Source organism: Actinoplanes subtropicus (assembly GCF_000721705.1).
In the GTDB taxonomy this organism is placed as follows: Bacteria; Actinomycetota; Actinomycetes; order Mycobacteriales; family Micromonosporaceae; genus Actinoplanes; species Actinoplanes subtropicus.
Window position 1 is genome coordinate 1 of sequence record NZ_JOJL01000023.1, and the last position, 18,910, is coordinate 18,910.

The following is an 18,910-nucleotide window of genomic DNA, read 5'->3' on the forward strand; positions in this document are numbered from 1 at the left end:
CCAAAGGAATCCAAGCCGGACCAAACCGGCCAGGGAAAAAACAAATTGGCACTGGCTTTACAAGCACCCTGTTGAGTTCTCAAAGAACAACCGCACCCGAAGCAGAACCGCCCTCGGGGCAACCGCTCAAACTTACCCGGCCGACTTCGTCATGACAAGATCCGAGATCTTGCCGACATCGCCCAAGTGTTTCCCCACAGCACACGGCCCGCCCTGAAGCGGGTCTGTCGTTGAGGTGGCCCAGTAGGACCGGCCGACGATCACGTTGAGGTGATCAGTCCGCCCGGCTCCCTGCGGGCTTTGTAACTCTACCCGGTCAACCTCGTTGGCGCAAACCCCGTTTTTGCGGATCTTCGTGCCAGCATCGCCCGGTGCATCGGCAAGCTTAGCGCGCGCCTCAGCGGCCCTCCGAACCCCCTACGGCCCGTCACTTTCGCGCCGTTCCGTCCGGGTTTCCCTCGGGCAGAAAGAAAGTTACGTGATCACCTGCGGCGGATGCAAATCGACCCCCATGACCACGAGAAGGTCCACTGAGCCTTCCGGCCGTGACAGAGTGGGCGCATGGGTTCCTCCCGGGTGCTGGCCGCAGACGCGATCACCGATCTCCTGCTCCCCGCCGGCCAGCTCGTGATCGGCGTGCTTGTGCTGGTCACGCTCGTGGTCTCGACCCTGCGCATGATCCGCCGCGGGCCTTCACGCATGGGCGGCGCCCTGCTCCTGAGCGGCGGCGCCGTCATCGGCCTGGCAGTAATCGGTTACCTAGTGCAACTCCTGTGACCCCGGTTACATCCGCCGGATCCGGTCAGAGCCGGCGGTTCGCGAGGCTCGGGAGTTCGGTCCGGATGTGCTCGAGACGGTCGAGGTCCACGTCGGCCACCGCGATGCCGACCGTGTCGGGGGCCTGGGCCAGCACCGTGCCCCACGGGTCGATGACCATGCTGCGGCCGAAACACGTACGGCTCGGCTCGTGGTCGCCGATCTGGCCGGCGGCCACCACATAGCACTGGTTCTCGATCGCGCGGGCGCGGAGCAGCACCTCCCAGTGGTCGCGCCCGGTGTGCATCATGAACGCGGCCGGCACCACCAGGACCCGCGCGCCGTCCACCGCCAGCCGCCGGTACAGTTCCGGGAACCTCAGGTCGTAGCAGATCGACAGCCCGGTGGGCACGCCGGCGATGTCGGCCACGACGGTCCTCTCCCCCGGGGCGACCGTCCGCGACTCCTGGTACGAGACTCGGCCGGCGATCTCCACGTCGTACAGATGGATCTTCCGGTAGGCGGCCGTGAGCTCGCCCTCGGGCGAGAAGACCAGCGAGGTGTTGTACGTGTGCGCCTCGTCCGGGCCGGCCTCGTGGAACGAACCGGCATGCACCCAGAGGCCGAGCTCGCGGGCCGCACCGGCGAAGAACTCGGCGAACTCCCCGTCGACGCCCTCGGGCTTGGGCGCGCCCTTGCCGGGTCCGAGGTAGTCGACGTACTCCGGCAGTACGGCGACCTCCGCACCGGCCGCAGCGGCCCTCTCGAGCAGCCCTCGGGCCACCGTGAGGTTCTCGTCCCGACTCTCTCGCGAGTTCACCTGGCACACCGCTACGCGCATGCCCCAAGCCTACGGCCGCCCGCCCGGTCGCGCCCTGGTCAGTTGGTCGGCGGCGGGACCACCGCGAGCCGGCCGATCGAAAGGCGAAACGACAAAGCGCCGCGTCGGGCGCGAGCCCACGCGGCGCAAGCCGAGCAAAAAGATCAGGCGGACTTTTCCTCGCGCTCGGCCCGGCGGCGGCGGCCGACGAACTCGCGCGGGACGATCGTGGGGTTCACGTTTTCCAGCACGACCTCGCGAGTGATCACCACGCGAGCGGCATCGGGGTTGCTGGGCACCTCGTACATCACGGAGAGGAGGACCTCTTCCATGATCGCTCGCAGGCCACGAGCGCCGGTGCCCCGCAGCATCGCCTGGTCGGCGATGGCCTCGAGGGCGCCGTAGTCGAACTCCAGCTCCACGCCGTCGAGCTCGAACAGCCGCTGGTACTGCTTCACGTACGCGTTCCGCGGCTCGGTCAGGATCTTGATGAGCGCCTCGCGGTCGAGGTTGCGCACCGTGGTGATCACCGGGAGGCGGCCGATGAACTCGGGGATCAGGCCGAACTTCAGCATGTCCTCCGGCATGACCTTGCTGAAGATGTCGTCGGTATTCCGCTCGGAAATCGAGCGCAGGTGCGCGCCGAAGCCGACGCCGCCGTGGCCCACCCGGGATTCGATGATCCGGTCGAGGCCGGCGAACGCGCCGCCCACGATGAACAGCACGTTCGTCGTGTCGATCTGGATGAACTCCTGGTGGGGGTGTTTCCGGCCGCCCTGCGGCGGCACGTTGGCGACCGTGCCCTCCAGGATCTTCAGCAGAGCCTGCTGGACGCCCTCACCGGAGACGTCGCGGGTGATCGACGGGTTTTCGCTCTTCCGGGCGATCTTGTCGACCTCGTCGATGTAGATGATGCCCTGCTCGGCCCGCTTGACGTCGTAGTCGGCGGCCTGGATGAGCTTGAGAAGGATGTTCTCCACATCCTCGCCTACGTAGCCGGCCTCGGTGAGCGCCGTGGCATCCGCGATCGCGAACGGCACGTTGAGCATCCGGGCCAGGGTCTGCGCCAGGTGAGTCTTACCGCAGCCGGTGGGGCCGATGAGCATGATGTTGGACTTGGCCACCTCGACATCGCTGCCGCCGCCGGGGGCACCGCTCGACTCGGCCTGAATCCGCTTGTAGTGGTTGTAGACCGCTACCGACAGGGCCTTCTTGGCCTGTTCCTGCCCGACCACGTAGTTGTCGAGGAAGGCGCAGATCTCCATCGGCTTGGGAAGCTCTTCCCACTTCACCTCGCCGGTCTCGGCCAGCTCCTCTTCGATGATCTCGTTGCAGAGGTCGATGCACTCGTCGCAGATGTACACCCCGGGGCCCGCGATGAGCTTTTTGACCTGCTTCTGGGACTTCCCACAGAAGGAGCACTTCAGTAGGTCGCCGCCGTCGCCGATCCGTGCCACCTACGTTCTCCTTGAGCTCATCGGCCGGCTCGCGCCGACCCCTGGTCGAGGGCTGAATCGCCCCGTTGCCATCCCATCGTCTGCCGCGCCGCGTAACTGAGGCTGCATGCTCGACGTTACCCGCAAAGGGGCGGTTCTCCGACCCCCCAAAACGGGCGTGTCAGGGGTCGGCCAGTTTAACGCGTACCGGCCGGCCCCTGACACCCCGCCCGACCGCCCTTGCCGGCCCGGATGAGCGGGCCGCGGGCGGTCGTCGTTCAGCTGCCCGCGCCGACCGACTGCAGGCTCTTCTTGCGGGTGGCCAGCACGACGTCGACGAGGCCGTACTCCTTGGCCTCATCCGCCGTCATGATCTTGTCGCGGTCGATGTCCTTGCGGACCTTCTCGACCGGCTGGCCGGAGTGGCGGGAGATCATCTCCTCGAGCTGCGTACGCATCCGGAGGATCTCGCGGGCCTGGATCTCGATGTCCGAGCCCTGGCCGTAGCCGCCCTCGGTGGCCGGCTGGTGGATCAGCACCCGGGAGTGCGGCAGCGCCATGCGCTTGCCCGCCGAGCCGCCGGCCAGCAGGACCGCGGCGGCCGAGGCGGCCTGGCCCAGGCAGACGGTGGAGATGTCCGGCCGGACGTACTGCATGGTGTCGTAGATCGCCGTCATGGCGGTGAACGAGCCACCCGGGGAGTTGATGTACATCAGGATGTCCCGGTCGGGGTCGGAGCTCTCCAGCGTCAGCAACTGGGCCATCACGTCGTTGGCCGACGCGTCGTCCACCTGGACGCCGAGGAAGATGATCCGGTCCTCGAACATCTTGTTGTACGGGTTCGTCTCCTTCATCATCCCGTTCGAGGAGCGCTCGACGAAGGATGGGAGAACGTAGCGGTTGTGCACCGGAGCGAACCCGGGAGGCATGGTCAGGTCAGTCATTGTTCCGCTCCTCAGTTCAGCGTTCCGGCGCCCTCGGAGACCTCGGTGGCCCCGGTGATCACTTTGTCGATGAAGCCGTAATCCTTCGCCTCCTGCGCCGTGAACCAGCGGTCACGGTCGAAGTCGGCAGCGATCTGCTCCTGGCTCTGCCCGGTGTGGAAGGCGATCCGCTCCTGGAACATGCGCTTGGTGTAGAGCATCTGCTCGGCCTGGATGGCGATGTCAGCCGCGGTGCCGCCCATGCCGCCGGACGGCTGGTGCATCATGATCCGGGCGTGCGGCAGGGCGAAGCGCTTGCCGGCCGCGCCGGCGCACAGCAGGAACTGCCCCATCGAGGCGGCCATGCCCATCGCGACGGTCTGCACGTCGTTGTCGATGAACTGCATGGTGTCGTAGATCGCCATGCCCGAGTAGACCGAGCCACCCGGTGAGTTGATCCAGAGGTGGATGTCGCGCTCAGGGTCCTCGGCGGAAAGCAGCAGCAGCTGCGCGCAGATCCGGTTGGCCACCGCGTCGGTCACCTCGCTGCCGAGGAAGATGATGCGCTCGCGCAGCAGGCGGTTGAAGACCGAGTCGTCGAGGTTGCCACTGAGGGTGTCGCCGCCGCGTAGCACAGGGCTCGCGGGGATGTGGAGATCAGTCATGGCAGCCCTTCACAGCTGACTGTGTCGGCCGAGCTTCCGGCCGGCAGGTTGTCCGTCGTACGACCAACCTAACCGGTCGAAAGACCATCAGCTTCCCGCTCGGGCCACTGTTCGCTGACAGCGCAGGGCCCACAAAAACCAACCCCAGACCTCCCAGACACCCCCGACGCGAGAACTGCCCGCAACCCCCAAGCCTCCCGAGCACCCCCGACGCGAGAACTGCCCGCAACCCCCAGGCCTCCCGAGCACCCCCGACGCGAGAACTGCCCCCGACCCCCAGGCCTCCCGGGTGCCCCGTATCCGAGAACGGCTCGCGATCGCCCCGCTGATGAGGAGAGGCCGGTTTTCGGTACCGCAAACCCCGCGGTGCCGAAAACCGGCCTCTCCTCATCAGCCCCAAAGGCATCACCGAGGCGAGGGCCTTGCCGCGGCGCACGTCGCCGAAGACCGCGGCCGCCGCGCCCGACTGGACGAGCTGGTCGTAGTACTGCTGCGGCTGCATCTGAGCGCGCTGCGCGCGGTGCACGATCTCGTGGCCGAACTCGTCGTCGGAGACCTGGACGTCCTCGGCGTCGGCGATCGTGTCGAGCAGCAGCTGGATCCGGACGCCCTCCTGGGCCGCCTCGGTCAGCTCCTCGTCGATCTGCTCCTCGGTCTTGTCCTCCGAGGTGAGGTAGTCCTGCAGGGTGGCGCCGATCCGCTCGAGCTGGTCGGTCATCGCCTGCTTGCGGCCCTCGACCTCGTCCTTGACGACGCCCTCGGGAGCGGGGATCTCGGCCGCCTCGACGAGCTGCTTGAGCGCCTCGTCACGGGCGGCGTAGATCTGCTCGACTTTCTTCACCTTGGTCAGCCGCTCGCGCAGGTCGTTGCGCAGCTCGTCGAGCGTGTCGAACTCGCTCGCCAGCTGGGCGAACTCGTCGTCGATCTCGGGCAGCTGCTTGTCCTTGACGCTGCGGACGCTCACCTTGACCTCGGCGTCGCGGCCGGCGAAGTCGCCGCCGACGAGCTGGGTGGTGAAGTTCGCCTCCTCGCCGGCGCTGAGGCCGACCAGCACCTCGTCGAGGCCCGGGAGCAGCTGCTTGCTGCCGACCTCGTGGGAGATGTTGGTGGCCGAGCCGCCCGGCACCTCCTCGCCGTCGACCGTGGCGTTGAGGTCGAGCTGGACGTAGTCGTTCTCGGCGGCGGGGCGCTCGACGGTCTTCAGGGTGGCGAAGCGCTCACGGAGGCCGTTGATCTGCTCGTCGATCTCGTTGTCGTCGATCTGGACCGCCGGGACGGTGACCGAGATGGTCTTGAGGTCGGGGACGGTGATCTCGGGGCGGACGTCGACCTCGGCCGTGAACTTCAGCGGCGCGTTGTCGGCGAACTCGGTGATCTCCACCTCGGGGCGGCCGAGGGTCTTGACGTCGTGCTCGCGGACCGCGGCGAGGATCTGCTGCGGGATCGCCTCCTGCACGGCCTCGTTGAGGACCGCGCCGCGGCCGACCCGCTGGTCGATCACGGCGGCCGGGATCTTGCCACGACGGAAGCCCGGCACCTGCACCTGCGCGCCGATCTCCCGGTACGCCTTCTGCAGGCTCGGCTTGAGCTCGTCGAACGGCACCTCGATGGCGAGCTTCACCCGGGTCGGGCTCAGAGTCTCGACGGTGCTCTTCACAGGCGTACTCCTTGTTGCTGCGGATAGTTGGTATCAGTCGGGGTGGCGGGATTTGAACCCACGGCCCCTCGCTCCCAAAGCGAGTGCGCTACCAAGCTGCGCCACACCCCGTGGCGCAGGCCAGTGTATGCGGTCCGCTTTCCCGTACGCGCGGTGGAGTCACCCGAGGGGAATCCGGTGTGCAAAGCGGGGAGGTGATTCAGTAAGCTGGCCATCGTGCTCCGGGCAGCCGGAGTCGCGCGGGCGTAGCTCAATGGTAGAGCCTCAGTCTTCCAAACTGATTACGCGAGTTCGATTCTCGTCGCCCGCTCCACGTTTGACCTGCTAGGCGGCTTGATCAACATAAGTTCGATCAAGCTCGGAGCCGCAGTTCGTTGCGGAACTTGATGGGGAACGAGCATCGACGCAGGAGTCGAACCCGGCCCTGAGCGACACCGGCGGCACGCTCGCAGCGGCGACGCATCACGCTCAGCACCAGCTCACCATGGCCCTCCCTCGCCGGCACGAACGCCGCCAGAGCGGCCATCTCGCTGGCCAATCCGCATCCTCAGTCAAGGAAAACTGAGGATGCGGACTCCACTCCTGTCGGAAGATCGCAGCTCAGAGGCGTGATCAGGGGTCAGTCCGGTTCGTCCGACGTCCGTCTTAACGGGATGACGAAATCTTTCCCGAGGTCAACTCGCCGGGTCCTGCGATCGATCCGACGATTCACGAGGTAGCTCGGCCTTGTCGAGGTCGACGGCCGGCAGATCCTGGGCCGCCGGGAAGTAGCCCTCTCATCGGCAAGGGTGGCAAGATCGCTCCCTGTCGTCAGGGCTGGGCGAATCGCCGGTGTCGTCGTTCGGCCAGTTCCTCCGGGCTCACCAGGGTGAGCACCGGCGAGCCGGGCGGCGCGAACATGGTCACTACCAGTTGCGATGGTGCGTCCGGGAGGTTGTTCGCGCCCTGGTAGTGGATCACGTCGCCGCCAGGCTCGAACACCGCGTCGCCGGCCTTGAGCACTCGAGGCGGTTCGCCCTCGAGCTCGAACAGGATCTCGCCTTCGGTCACGTAGCCGAACAGGGGTCCGGGGTGCCGGTGCGGCGGTGCGCCGGGGTCACCGGGCGACAGGGTGACCCGGACGGTCCTGGCCTCGGCACCGGCCGGGATCCGGGCCGCCGCCCCGGGCAGGGTTTCGATCAGGTCGATGCCGGGAGGCAGGTGTGTTTGCTGAGCGTCCATGGATTCCTCCGATCAGGGACTTGTCGCCAGAAAGACAAGCCAGCCTGCCAGTCCGTGACAGGCCGCCGGGTGAACGGAGGCTGGACGCTGGTCAGCGTCTGGTCACCCCGACCAGAGGAACAGAGCCGGCGGTGTCAGCCGAGACGCCGGGCCGGCTGTCCGGGGATCAGATAGCTCGGATACCTGCCTGCACAGATTGTCACGGGCAGCGGGCCGGTCTGGTCTATGTGGGTGTCGCGCCGGGTCGGCGTACGCCATTGGCGTCGAGGGGGTCTGGCCGCGACGGCATCGACGGATTCGTCGATGTCCGCGCTCGCGGGTGAGTGATGGGCGCCAGCCGCCGGCGGCCGGCTGGCTCGACACACCTGGTGGACGGCGCGGTGACGTATTGCCTTCAGGCCGCCTTGGATCGACGTTAGGACGAACGCTATGACCACCACGACTGCGATGCTCGAGACCTACCCGAGGCCGATCGGCCTGGATCACCGGAAGCTCGCCGCGACCATTGACGCGCTCGCCGAGTGCGCGCAGACCTGCACCTCCTGCGCCGACGCCTGTCTCGGCGAGGACATGGTCGCTGAACTGATCACCTGCGTCGCCACGAACCTGGACTGCGCCGACATCTGCGCGGCGGCCGCCCGGGTGCTGTCCCGCCGGGTCGGATTCGACCCGACGATCACCGACAATGTGCTGCAGGCCTGCATCGCGGCGTGCCGGGCCTGCGGCGACGAATGTTCCCGGCACGCCAGCATGCACGAGCACTGCCGCATCTGCGCCGAGTCCTGCCGCGCCTGCCTCCTGGCCTGCGAGGACTTGCTGGCCACGATGAGCTGATGTCGCCGGCCACGTGCCCGGGCGGCTGACGTCGCTGCGCATCCCGAATTTTCTGACTGGCTGTCACACCGGGGGCGGTCGTCTGGTCTGACTTGGTGCCGGGCGACACGACAGTCCGGGCGACCTACACCCCTCGGGGAGATGAGGCAACCATGACTGCTATCACGAAGGCGAGCGCGCTGCGGGTCATCCGCCGCGCGTACGGGCCCGACCGTGCCGCGTCCCTGGCCGGGCGTCTGCCGGACCGGATCGACCTGGAGGACGCCGCGCACACCCGGCTGCTGTCCGAGCTCGGGTTGACGCCGGACGGCTTGTTCGACGAGTTGGGAGCGGAGCTGTGACGACCACGGACGAGCTCGGCAAGCTGGCCACGTTGCTCGACGATCTGGAGATACGGAACTGATCTTCGCTCTGGCGCATGTCCGGTCGGTCGCGCCGGCCGCCGGGGCGGGCGCGCCGCAGTTGCGCACCGTGGTGCTACGTCTCGCCGAGACGACCACCCCGGAGCAGTACGGCAGCTGGCTGTCCGATGACGCGCCGAATCAGGCGATGACGGTCGACCAGGTGCGGATGACGATCGGCGACCGTGCGCTCGATGATCTCGCTGAGCTTGTGGACGGCAGCGCGGACGCCGTGGCGTGGCAGCTCGCCGCGGTGCTTCCGGACCTGGTGGACGCGGTCACCCCCGGCGGAGCGATCATCGACGCGGACCGGCTCACCCAGGAGCTCGCGGAAGCAAGTGCTGAGGACGACCGATCGGCCGGAGCCTTCGCGTCAGGGTGAGTCACGACACGGCCGTGAGCTTGTCGGGATGGAAGACCCACAGCACCTGGTCGATGCCCGCGGCACAGGCACTGATGGTGCACACCGCGAACACCGTGCCGTCGCGCGACAGTCGCGCGGCGGCCTGCCCGTTGAGGCTGGTCCACGCCACCTCGACACCCGGCCAGAAGCGGTCCGCGAAGGACCGGTAGACCGCGCGGATCGATCGCGAGGGCGCACAGGAGGCCGCCGAGAAGCAGCCCGCCGGAGACCTTGGACTTGCCATCGGTACCGACCGCCTGCCGCAGCGGCGACTCGCTTCCCTGCCCGCGGATGATCACGTGCTGCAGGACGACGTACGCGACGGCGGCGACGAGGAGGTTCAGACCGTAGATGACGACCGGCGTCCGGGCGAACCGCGACTCGTCCAGCCACGCCGTCGTGAACGGCAACAGCGAGAGGCAGAACAACAGGGCGAGGTTCGCCCACAGCACACCGCCGCTGACCCGGCGGACCAGATGAAACATGTGGTGGTGGTTGTTCCAGTAGATGCCCACGTAGACGAAGCTGACCAGGTAGGTGAGCAGGCCGAAGCCGGTCGTACGGGCGAGGTCGGCGAGGTCGTGGCCCGCCGGCACCTTCAGCTCCAGCACCATGATCGTGATGATGATGGCCAGAACGCCGTCGCTCAGCGTCTCCAGCCGGCGAGTGTTCACCGCGCTGCTGCCAGCAGCCGGAAGTCACCGACCGCGGCGCCCGATCCGAACTCGGCCGGGTCGATCCCGGTGCCGATCAACACGCCGACCTGACCGCGTCGCCAGTGGTGGCACGGATGCGGCTCAGGTGTGCGTTGACAGCGTGACGCGAGATGAACAGGCGTTCGGCGATCTCCTCGTTGCTCAGGCCCCGCGCCGCCAGGCCGGCGATCTGCGCTTCCTGTGCCGACAGCCGCGAAGCCATCGAAGGGCGCGGCCGGTGGCTTGCCTCGCCGGCCGCCTCGAGTTCGGCGCGGGCCATCTCGGCCCACGGGCGGGCGCCGATCAGGTCGAACTCGTCGCGGGCGGTACGCAGCAGGGCCCGCGCGTCGCGTCCTTGCCGGAGCAGCCACCGGCCGTGCTGCAAGGTCAACCGGGCTCGAATCAGCCGCGACCCGGTGGGAAGTGCGGCCAGGCTGTCGGCAAAGGTCTGGTCGCCGGGAGCAAGGACCGCTTTCGTATAGGCGTACGCCATGGTCATCATGTCCGACGGCAACTGACGTGCCAGCTGAGGCAACTCGATCAGCAGCTCACGGGCTTCGGCGGTCGCGCCGGCGGCAACCGCCGCATCTGCCAAGTCCGGCGCGAAGAGCCAGCGGATGGATGAGTGGTAATGCGGGTCGAGGGGATCGAACGCGGCCGCGAGAAGGGCGTACGCCTGGGACGCGCGCTTGTCGAAGAGGGCGAGGAGACCGTCGACCTGCTGGGCCATCGCGGTGACGAAACGCATGCCGGGGAACATGTCGGCGGCCCGCACTTCGCCGATCAAGGCGGCCGCCGACGCCGTGTCGCCGCGCTGCACAGCTACCAGGGCGGCGGTGGCGGTCAGCCCGAGTTCGACGATCTTGTCGCCGGTTTCCCGGGCCAGCCGGCGGCCCTCCTCCGATTCGGTGCGGGCCTCGTCGAGCTGACCGAGGTAGACCCGCATCCACGAACCGGCCAGCGACCGGGCCAGCAGCCCGAGCCGGCCCTGGGCACGCCAGACCGCGCCCGCCTGGCTGAGGTAGCGGGTCGTGCGGGTGAAGTCGCCGAGGGCGATCGCTGCGGTGCCGAGGTAGTGCAGGAGGCGGCCGTCCTGCCGGTCGGCGGTCACTCGGTCGAGCCGTTGCAGCACGTCGGCGCCGTGCCGGAACGGTTCGGCATACGCCCGCACCACCAACGCGCCGGGGCTGTCCGGGTCAGCGCCCCAATGCTCCAGTTCGGCGGCCGTTTCCACGCGGGCCGGCAAGTCGGCGTCCTGGAAAAAGCATCGGGCACCAGCCAGCCACAGCAAGTTCTCGGCGACGTCCCGGGCACCTTCGTGGAATGCCGAGCCGGCGGTTCGCACCAGCTCGCGGATGCGCCGGTCGGGTTCGTCCGGCTCGAAGACGGCGTTCTCGGACACCAGCAACAGGCGGGCACGTTCGACCGGTCCGGCGACCCGCAGATCGGCACGATCAAGCAGCAACCGAGCGTGGTACTGGTCGTTCAAGTCGCTGGACAACTGCGCCGCGCGGACCAGGATGCGGGTGCGCCGACGGCTGTCGCTGACCAGGCCGGCCGCCTGCGACAGGGCCGGGACGGCGACCGCGATCGCGCCGCGCGCCTGTGTCTCGTCGGCCAACTGCTCGAGCCGGGTGGCCAGTTCGTCGTCCGGGCCGAAGGTGGCGGCGGCCAGATGGCCGAGCCCGCGCTCCGGCACGGCCGCAAGGGCGACGGAGAGCGCCCGGTGGACGGCTATCCGTTCGCCGACCGTCGCACGTTCGTAGATGGCGGAACGCATCAGCGGATGACGGAACTCGGGCCGGTGCTCGACCAGCGTGACCAATCCGGCCTCCGCAGCCTCGTGCAGGACGTCCGCGGTCACCGCCGAGCCGACGACCCGGGTCGCCACGTCCAGTAGCTGATGCAGAGGCGCGGTGGGTTCCGCGGCCAGAACGAGCAGGAACGTCCGCGCACCGGGTGACAGGGAATCGGTACGGGCCGCGAACGCGACCTCCAGCCGCTGGGTCAGTTGCAGCTCCGGCCCGTCCACGTGGCCCGCCCGCACCGCCTTCGGCAACTCGAGCAACGCGAGCGGGTTGCCCGCGGAGCGTTCCAGGATCAGCGCGCGAACCGGCGGCGCCAGGCCGGAGGCAACGAGGTCGAGCAGTTCGGCGGCCGCCGACGGGTCAAGCGCCTCCAGGCTCAGTTCCGGCACACCGACCGCGGCGGGCCGCCGCTCGAACCCCGGCCGGGCCGCGGCGATGGCCACCATGGCGTGGTCGCGGCTACGCCGGGAAACGAAGCTGAGCACGTCCCGGCTGGGCACGTCGAACCATTGCGCGTCGTCGAACAGCAGCAGAACCGGTTGCCGGTCGGCGACATCGGCGAGCAGCTCCAGCACGGCGAACGCGATCCTGTGGGTGTCCGGCTCCTGGTCGGCCGCGCCGAACGCGCTGCGTAGGGCCAGCCGGTGCGCGTCGGGCAGGTCGTCGATCCGGTGCAACACCGGTTGCAGCAACAAGTGAAGGGCGGCGAACGGGAACCATTGCTCGGTCTCCACCCCAGCGGTAGACAGGACCAGGAAACCTCGCTCGACGGCGTCCGCGGCGGCGGAGCGTAGCAGCGCCGACTTGCCCACGCCGGGGGAACCACTGACCAACAGAGCGGACCCGCGGCCCTCGGCCGCGTCGGTGAGCAGGACGTGCACCCGGCGTAGCTCGGCCTCCCGGCCGATGATGCCGGCCGGAGCCGCTGCCGGGGCAGGCGGAGCGGCGGGTGTCGGCACCGAGGGTTCGGGGTGTAGTAGCTGTGCGTGGACGTCGAGTAGCTCCTGGCCCGGGTCGATGCCCAGTTCCTCCCGCAGGCGGCGGCGCAGCTGCTGGAACAGGTCGAAGGCTTCGGCCTGCCGGCCGTCGGCGGCCAAAGCCAACAGCAACCGGGCCTGCAACGCCTCATCGAACGGACTTTCCGCGCCGGCTTGCCGCAGTGCAGGCAGAACCACCCGGGCCTGCCCCAGCCGCAACGCGATGCCAGCCGCATCCCGCACGGCGTGCGACCGTTCAGCCTCGATCGCTATGAAATCCGGAAGTCTCTGCGTCGCCGGCTCCAACCCCGCCGCACACCGCCCAGTCCACAACGCAAACGCCTCGGCGTAAAGCCGGACCGCCCGCTCCGGATCGCCAGCCTGGGACGCCTGGCTCACCAACGCCCGAAACCGCAGAAGATCACACGATTCTTCGGTCGCCTTCAGCTGATAACCGGCCGCCTGCCGCACCAAATACTGCCCAATCGCCCGAACTGGCAGATCCGGCTCGATCAAACGCCGCAATATGCCGATACAGCGGTGCACGACGTTCACCGCACTCGCGGGGGGATCCTGCGGCCAGATCGCGTCCACCAACTCGCTCACGCTCACGACCGACCCGGCCCGGGCCACCAGCAAAGCGAACACCAGACGCTGCTGACGACCGCCCAGGTCCAGCTCCCCAACCTCGGACCAGGCCCGGAGCGGGCCGAGGATCGAGAACCGAACGGCCGCCACGTTCCGCCCTCCCCCGGCACCTCGTCAGCAAAGTCATGATCCCCCCTCCAAAACCGTCCATCAACCGCGGAACCCGAAATGAAAACCGTCGAAATGGGATAACTCTGGGCGTTGCCGGGCCTACGGCCGGTCCAGCATGCTTCCGCCGACGCGGCGGTGTGGCGGGAGACCCTCCCGCCACACCGCGCCAAGGCCCGCGACCTATTCGACGGCGGCCATGGTGGGCGTGACGGCCTGAAGCGCATCAAGGATCGTCTGCGCGACCGTGTCGGGGTTCGACACGGCAACCGCGTGTGAGCCGCCGCTGATCTCTCGGGTGCTTCGCGCCCCGGCCCGTTCGGCCTCGAAGCGCTGGAGCGCGGGCGGAATGTTGAGATCGGCGTCGCCGATCACGAACCAGGACGGGAGGTTCTTCCAGGCCGGCGTGCCGGCGGGAAGCCCTTCGGAAAGGGCGGCTTCGGTCGCCGGGCGTTGGGTGGCAGCCATCACCGCGGCCCGGGCGGCTGGCACGTCGGCGGCGAACTGCCGGTGATAGAGGTCGGGCCGGATCGCGAACTCGTTGCCGCCGGTCGACACCGGGTAGGCGACCAGGGTCTCGCCGAGGGTACTGCCGGGGAACCGCGTCGAGAGCCCGAACGCGCTTTCACCGTGGTCCGGGGCGAAGGCACAGACATAGACCAGCGCGGTTACCGCGGGGTTGCCAGCCGCCGCTTCGGTGATCACCAGGCCGGCGTAGGAGTGCCCGACCAGCACGACGGGCCGGCCGAGCCCGGCGATCACGTCGCGCACGTACGCGGCGTCGCCGGTGAGGCTGCGCAGCGGATTGGCGACCGCTACACAGTCGAAGGACATCGCCTGCAACTTCTCGATGACGCCGCTCCAGCTTCCGGAGTCGGCGAAGGCGCCGTGCACGAGCACGACAGTGGGTTTCTGCTCGGACATGATCGTTTGCCTCCTGCTCGTACGGATGTTGGTGGAGTTCCGGGTGGTGTCGGCTCGCCCAGGCCGTATCCCTGGGGAGCGGGCCGTGGGCCGCTAGGCCCGTCGGCGCTGGTGAGGTTGTCCGGCGGCGGGCGGGACCAGCCACGTTCTGCTTGACGCATGCTCTTGGGAGCCGTCTGAAACCCGGTGTTCCCGCTCTCATCTCGCGGCTCGGCCGGACAACCGTTCGTCCCAAGAGACCGCGCGGCAGTCCGGAACGTGACGGCAGGCCGCACCAACGCTGTGGAAATTCGTGGCTCTGGCGGTGTCACAGAGCGATGGGTCGCCCGGTCTTGCTTGGTGAGCCGCAGCCGAGAGTCGCCTTGGCTCGCATCCGTCGAATGAAGGAGCACGTCGTGAAAATCGTGGTCATCGGTGGGACCGGGTTGATCGGGTCGAGACTGGTCGCCAAGCTGAACGAGCGGGGGCACGAGGCGGTGCCGGCCGCGCCGAACACCGGCGTGAACACGCTCACCGGTCAGGGCTTGGCCGAGGTGCTCGACGGCGCCGCGGTCGTGGTGGACGTGTCGAACTCGCCGTCGTTCGCCGACGACGCGGCGATGGAGTTCTTCCGGACCGCCACCGGCAACCTGCTCGCCTATTCTGCGAAGGCGGGGGTCGGGCATTACGTAGCGCTGTCGGTGGTCGGCACGGACCGGCTGCTCGCGTCGGGCTACTTCCGGGCGAAGCAGGCCCAGGAAGATCTGATCCGCGAGTCGGGCCGGCCGTACTCGATCGTGCACGCCACCCAGTTCTTCGAGTTCGTCAAGGCCATCGCGGACTTCAGCACCGTGGGTGCCAAGGTGCATGCGCCGCCGGTCCTGATCCAGCCGATGGCCGCCGACGACGTCGCGGCCGGCGTCGGACGGGTCGCGGCCGGCGAGGCGGTCAACGGAATCCAGGAGATCGGCGGCCCGGAGCAGTTCCGGCTCGACGAACTGATCCGCACGGGCCTGGCCGCCAAGGGCGACCCCCGCGAGGTCGTCACCGACGAGCAGGCGCCCTACTACGGGATACCGGTCGGCGAGCGGACCCTGCTACCCGGCCCGAACGCCCGGCTCGGCCACATCACCTTCGACACGTGGCTCAGCCAGCAGTGACGGTCCCGTCGGTGGTGGCGCGGATACGGCTCAGGTGGGCGTTGACGGCGTGGCGCGAGATGAACAGACGTTCGGCGATCTCCTCGCTGGTCAGGCCCTGCGCGGCGAAATCGGCAATCTGCATTTCTTGCGCTGACAGGTGCGAACTCGTGGAGGGGCGTGGCTGGGGACTTGCTTCGCCGGTCGCGTGGAGTTCGGCGCGGGCCATCCCGGCCCATGGGCGGGCGCCGACCAGGTCGAACTCGTCACGGGCGGTACGCAGCAAGGCGCGCCCGTCGCGCCCCTGCCGGAGCAACCGCCGGCCGTGCTGCAGAGTCAGGCGGGCCTGGATCAGCCGGGACCCGGCGGGAAGCGCCGTCAGGCCGTCCGCGAAGAGCTGGTCGACCTCGTCGTCGGGGGCGAGGACCGCGTTGGTGTAGGCGTGGGCCATGGTCATCATGTCCGACGGCAACTGGCGCGCCAGCTCGGGCAACTCGGTCAGCAGTTCGCGGGCTTCGGCGCTCGCGCCGGCGGCCACCGCCGCATCGGCCAAGTCGGGTGCGACAAGCCAGCGGATGGACGAGTGATAGTGCGGGTCGGTGGGATCGAAGATGGCCGCAAGAGTGGCGTACGCGTGGGAAGCGGTGCCGTTGAAGAGGGCGAGGAGACCGTCAGCTTGTTGGGCCATCACGGAGATGGCCGGCATGCCGGGGAACATGTCGGCGGCGCGCAGTTCGGCGATCAGGGCAGCCGCGTACGACGGTTTTCCCTGCATGGCGGCCACCAAGGCGGCCGTCGCGATCAGACCCAGCTCGACCATGGTATCCCCGGTCTCCCGGGCCAGCCGGCGTCCCTCCTCCGATTCGGTTTGGGCCTCGTCGAGCTGACCCAGATAGAGCCGCATCCACGAACCCGATGTCGAACGGGCCAGCAGGCCGAGCCTGCCTTGCGCCCGCCAGAGCTTGCCCGCCTCGCGCGAGTACCGGGTCGTGCGGGAGAAGTCGCCGAGGGCGATCGCGGCCGAGAACAGGTAATGCATGAGGCGGCCGTCCTGCCGGTTGGCGGTCACCCGGTCGAGCCGTTCGAGGATGTCGGCGCCGTAGCGGAACGGTTCGGCGTAGGCCCGCACCACCAACGCGCCGGGGCTGTCCGGATCGGCACCCCACCGGTTCAGTTCGGCGGCCGTCGCGGCTCGCGTCGCAGCGCCGGCGTCCTGGAAGAAGCATCGCGCCGCGGCTCGCCACATCAGATTCTCGGCGACGTCCCGGGCGCCTTCGTCGAACGCCGCGCCGGCCGTGCGCACCAGCTCGCGGATGCGGCGATCCGGCTCGTCCGGCTCGAAGACGGCGCTCTCGGACACCAGCAACAGGCGAGCACGTTCGACCGGTCCGGCGACCCGCAGGTCCGCACGGTCCAGGAGCATGCGGGCGTGGTGCTTGTCGTTGAGGTCGCTGGACAGCTGCGCCGCGCGAACCAGGATGCGGGTGCGGCGGTGGCCGTCGCTGACCAGGCCCGCTGCCTGGGAAAGCGCCGGTACGGCGGCCGCCACCTTGCCGCGGGCCTGCGCGTCGTCGGCGAGTTGCTCGAGCCGGGTGGCCAGGTCGTCGTCGGGGCCGAAGGTGGCGGCAGCCAAGTGGGCGAGCCCGCGTTCCGGGACGCCTTCAAAGGCGACGGCCAGCGCCCGGTGGACGGCGGTCCGCTCGGTGACGGTCGCGCGTTTATAGACGGCGGAGCGCATCAGCGGATGACGGAACACGGGCCGGTGCTCGACCAGCGTGACCAGCCCGCCCTCCGCCGCCTCGCGCACCACCTCCGCAGTCGTCCTCGATCCGGCGACCCGGCTGGACACCTCGAGCAGGTGGGACAGCGGCGCGGTCGGTTCGGCGGCCAGGACGAGAACGAACGATCGACACGCGGGGGACAGAACATCTGTCCGGGCCGCGAACGCGACCTCCAGGCGCTGGGTGAGCTGCAGGTCCAACCCGGTCTCGTCGTTGTCCCGTATCGCCTTGGGCAGCTCGACCAGCGCGAGCGGGTTGCCGGCGGATTGTTCCAGGATGTGCGCGCGGGTCGGTGCGGCCAGGCCGGGCGCGACTTTGTCGAGTAATTGGGCGGCCGCCGAAGGGTCGAGGGTTTGGAGGTTCGTTTCCGGCAGATCTGCCACGGCGGGCCGGCGGTCGGTCTCGGGCCGTGCGGCGGCGACGGCCAGCATGGCATGGTCGCGGCTGCGCCGGGCGACGAAGCTGAGCACGTCCCGGCTGGGTATGTCCAACCATTGCGCGTCGTCGTACAGCAGCAGGACCGGTTGCCGGTCGGCGATGTCGGCGAGCAATTCCAGCACGGCGAACGCGACCCGGTGCGCGTCGGGCTGCTGGTCGGCCGCGCCGAATGCGCTGCGCAGGGCCACCCGGTGCGGATCGGGCAGGTGGTCGATCCTGCGGAAGACCGGCTGCAGCAACAGGTGCAGGGCGGCGAACGGGAACCATTGTTCGGTCTCCACCCCGGCGGTGGACAGGACCGTGAAGCCGCGTTGGGCCGCGTCGTCGGCGACCGCGCGCAGGAGCGCCGATTTGCCCACACCGGGGGTGCCGCGAATCAGCAATGCGGATCCGCGGCCGTCGGCCGCGTCGGCTAGCAGGCGACGCATTCTGCGCATCTCCGTTTCCCGGCCGATCATCGGCGCGAGAGCGGGCAGTGTGCCGGAGGCAGCGGCCGCAGCCCGCGGCGGAGGAGGTTCGGGGTGTAGGAGTTGGGCCTGGACGTCGAGGAGTTCCTGACCCGGGTCGATGCCCAGTTCCTCCCGCAGGCGGCGCCGCAACTGCTGGAACAGGTCAAGGGCTTCGGCCTGCCGGCCATCGGCCGCCAACACCAGCAACAACCGGGCCTGCACCGCCTCGTCGAACGGATTCTCGGCGCCGGCCTGCCGCAACGCGGGCAGGATCACCCTGACCTGCTCCAGCCGCAAAGCGAGATCAGCCGCATCCCGTACGGCATGCGACCGTTCCGCCTCGACCGCGATGAAATCCGGATGGATCCGCGAAATCGGCTCCAACCCCGCCGCGCACCGGCCCGCCCACAACGCCAGCGCTTCGACATAAAGCGAAACCGCCCGCTCGGGATCACCAGCCTGGGCGGCCTGCGCCACCAACGCCCGGAACCGCAGCAGATCACACGACTCTTCGGTCATCCGCAGCTGATAGCCGGCCGCCTGCCGCACCAGGTATTGCCCGGTAGCTCGGATCGGCAGGTCCGGCTCGATCAGCCGCCGTAACACCCCGACACAGCGGTGCACCACATTCACCGCGCTCGCCGGAGGATCCTGCGGCCAGATCGCGTCGACCAACTCGCTCACACTCACGACCGATCCAGCCCGGGCCAGCAACAGAGCAAGCACCAGACGCTGCTGACGACCACCAAGGTCCAACTCCGCCGCCCCGGACCAAGCCCGGACCGGGCCGAGGATCGAGAACCGAACGGCCGCCATGTCCCGCCCTCCCCCGGCACCTCGTCAGCGAA

At 68.9% G+C, this 18,910-nt stretch carries 14 protein-coding genes, 2 tRNA genes and 2 pseudogenes; 6 read left to right on the forward strand and 12 right to left on the reverse strand.

Annotated features, from left to right (window positions below; all coding sequences use genetic code 11):
- The first annotated feature begins 561 nt into the window (after positions 1 to 561).
- Positions 562 to 777: a hypothetical protein gene (locus tag IH26_RS0130090; RefSeq protein WP_030439632.1), complete on the forward strand. Its 216-nt coding sequence runs from the start codon at positions 562 to 564 to the stop codon at positions 775 to 777.
- Positions 778 to 802: 25 nt separating this feature from the next.
- Here IH26_RS0130090 and IH26_RS0130095 read toward each other — a convergent pair whose 3' ends face one another.
- The 6 genes and pseudogenes from IH26_RS0130095 to IH26_RS0130120 form a co-directional block, all read right to left on the reverse strand.
- Entirely contained in the window at positions 803 to 1,597 is a 795-nt protein-coding gene (locus tag IH26_RS0130095; protein WP_030439633.1) for a carbon-nitrogen hydrolase family protein, read from the reverse strand.
- A gap of 143 nt (positions 1,598 to 1,740) precedes the next feature.
- Positions 1,741 to 3,033: an ATP-dependent Clp protease ATP-binding subunit ClpX gene (clpX, locus tag IH26_RS0130100; RefSeq protein ID WP_030439634.1), complete on the reverse strand. Its 1,293-nt coding sequence runs from the start codon at positions 3,031 to 3,033 to the stop codon at positions 1,741 to 1,743.
- 257 nt (positions 3,034 to 3,290) lie between these two features.
- The gene (locus IH26_RS0130105) at positions 3,291 to 3,956 is read right to left on the reverse strand and encodes an ATP-dependent Clp protease proteolytic subunit (RefSeq protein ID WP_030439635.1); all 666 of its coding nucleotides are present in this window, start codon (positions 3,954 to 3,956) and stop codon (positions 3,291 to 3,293) included.
- Between the two features lie 11 nt (positions 3,957 to 3,967).
- A complete protein-coding gene (locus tag IH26_RS0130110; RefSeq protein ID WP_030439636.1) occupies positions 3,968 to 4,600 on the reverse strand; it encodes an ATP-dependent Clp protease proteolytic subunit in 633 nt (210 codons plus the stop codon).
- Between the two features lie 403 nt (positions 4,601 to 5,003).
- A pseudogene (tig, locus tag IH26_RS0130115) lies at positions 5,004 to 6,257 on the reverse strand (trigger factor); the annotation flags it as partial.
- A gap of 37 nt (positions 6,258 to 6,294) precedes the next feature.
- Positions 6,295 to 6,368, reverse strand: a tRNA-Pro gene (locus IH26_RS0130120).
- Positions 6,369 to 6,496: 128 nt separating this feature from the next.
- Here IH26_RS0130120 and IH26_RS0130125 point away from each other — a divergent pair.
- Positions 6,497 to 6,570 (forward strand) — tRNA-Gly (locus IH26_RS0130125).
- A gap of 497 nt (positions 6,571 to 7,067) precedes the next feature.
- On the opposite strand, the gene IH26_RS64015 is transcribed toward IH26_RS0130125, so the two are convergent.
- Positions 7,068 to 7,478, reverse strand: a complete 411-nt coding sequence (locus IH26_RS64015; RefSeq protein ID WP_030439638.1) for a cupin domain-containing protein — start codon at positions 7,476 to 7,478, stop codon at positions 7,068 to 7,070.
- Between the two features lie 429 nt (positions 7,479 to 7,907).
- On the opposite strand from IH26_RS64015, the gene IH26_RS0130135 reads away from it, so the two are divergent.
- From IH26_RS0130135 to IH26_RS63230, 3 genes are all read left to right on the forward strand, one after another.
- Positions 7,908 to 8,312, forward strand: a complete 405-nt coding sequence (locus IH26_RS0130135; RefSeq protein ID WP_030439639.1) for a four-helix bundle copper-binding protein — start codon at positions 7,908 to 7,910, stop codon at positions 8,310 to 8,312.
- A gap of 152 nt (positions 8,313 to 8,464) precedes the next feature.
- The gene (locus IH26_RS0130140; RefSeq protein WP_030439640.1) at positions 8,465 to 8,653 is read left to right on the forward strand and encodes a hypothetical protein; all 189 of its coding nucleotides are present in this window, start codon (positions 8,465 to 8,467) and stop codon (positions 8,651 to 8,653) included.
- 121 nt (positions 8,654 to 8,774) lie between these two features.
- Complete coding sequence (locus IH26_RS63230; protein ID WP_030439641.1) at positions 8,775 to 9,095, forward strand: YidB family protein; 321 nt, start codon at positions 8,775 to 8,777, stop codon at positions 9,093 to 9,095.
- 1 nt (position 9,096) lies between these two features.
- Here the strand turns inward: IH26_RS63230 and IH26_RS63235 are convergent, their stop codons facing one another.
- From IH26_RS63235 to IH26_RS0130165, 4 genes and pseudogenes are all read right to left on the reverse strand, one after another.
- Positions 9,097 to 9,246: a hypothetical protein gene (locus tag IH26_RS63235; protein ID WP_245665679.1), complete on the reverse strand. Its 150-nt coding sequence runs from the start codon at positions 9,244 to 9,246 to the stop codon at positions 9,097 to 9,099.
- Between the two features lie 334 nt (positions 9,247 to 9,580).
- Positions 9,581 to 9,730, reverse strand: a pseudogene (locus IH26_RS63240) (TMEM175 family protein); the annotation flags it as partial.
- A gap of 136 nt (positions 9,731 to 9,866) precedes the next feature.
- On the reverse strand, positions 9,867 to 13,334 hold the full coding sequence (locus tag IH26_RS0130160) for a BTAD domain-containing putative transcriptional regulator (RefSeq protein ID WP_084599177.1): 3,468 nt from the start codon (positions 13,332 to 13,334) through the stop codon (positions 9,867 to 9,869).
- Positions 13,335 to 13,535: 201 nt separating this feature from the next.
- Positions 13,536 to 14,276 (reverse strand): alpha/beta fold hydrolase, encoded by a 741-nt coding sequence (locus IH26_RS0130165; RefSeq protein WP_030439643.1) that lies wholly within the window; start codon positions 14,274 to 14,276, stop codon positions 13,536 to 13,538.
- A 395-nt stretch (positions 14,277 to 14,671) separates the two neighbouring features.
- Here IH26_RS0130165 and IH26_RS0130170 point away from each other — a divergent pair, with 395 nt between their 5' ends.
- Positions 14,672 to 15,415 (forward strand): SDR family oxidoreductase, encoded by a 744-nt coding sequence (locus IH26_RS0130170; protein ID WP_030439644.1) that lies wholly within the window; start codon positions 14,672 to 14,674, stop codon positions 15,413 to 15,415.
- On the opposite strand, the gene IH26_RS0130175 is transcribed toward IH26_RS0130170, so the two are convergent.
- Positions 15,402 to 18,878: an ATP-binding protein gene (locus IH26_RS0130175; RefSeq protein WP_084599178.1), complete on the reverse strand. Its 3,477-nt coding sequence runs from the start codon at positions 18,876 to 18,878 to the stop codon at positions 15,402 to 15,404. The two genes, IH26_RS0130170 and IH26_RS0130175, sit on opposite strands and share 14 nt — an antisense overlap.
- Between the last annotated feature and the right edge of the window lie 32 nt (positions 18,879 to 18,910).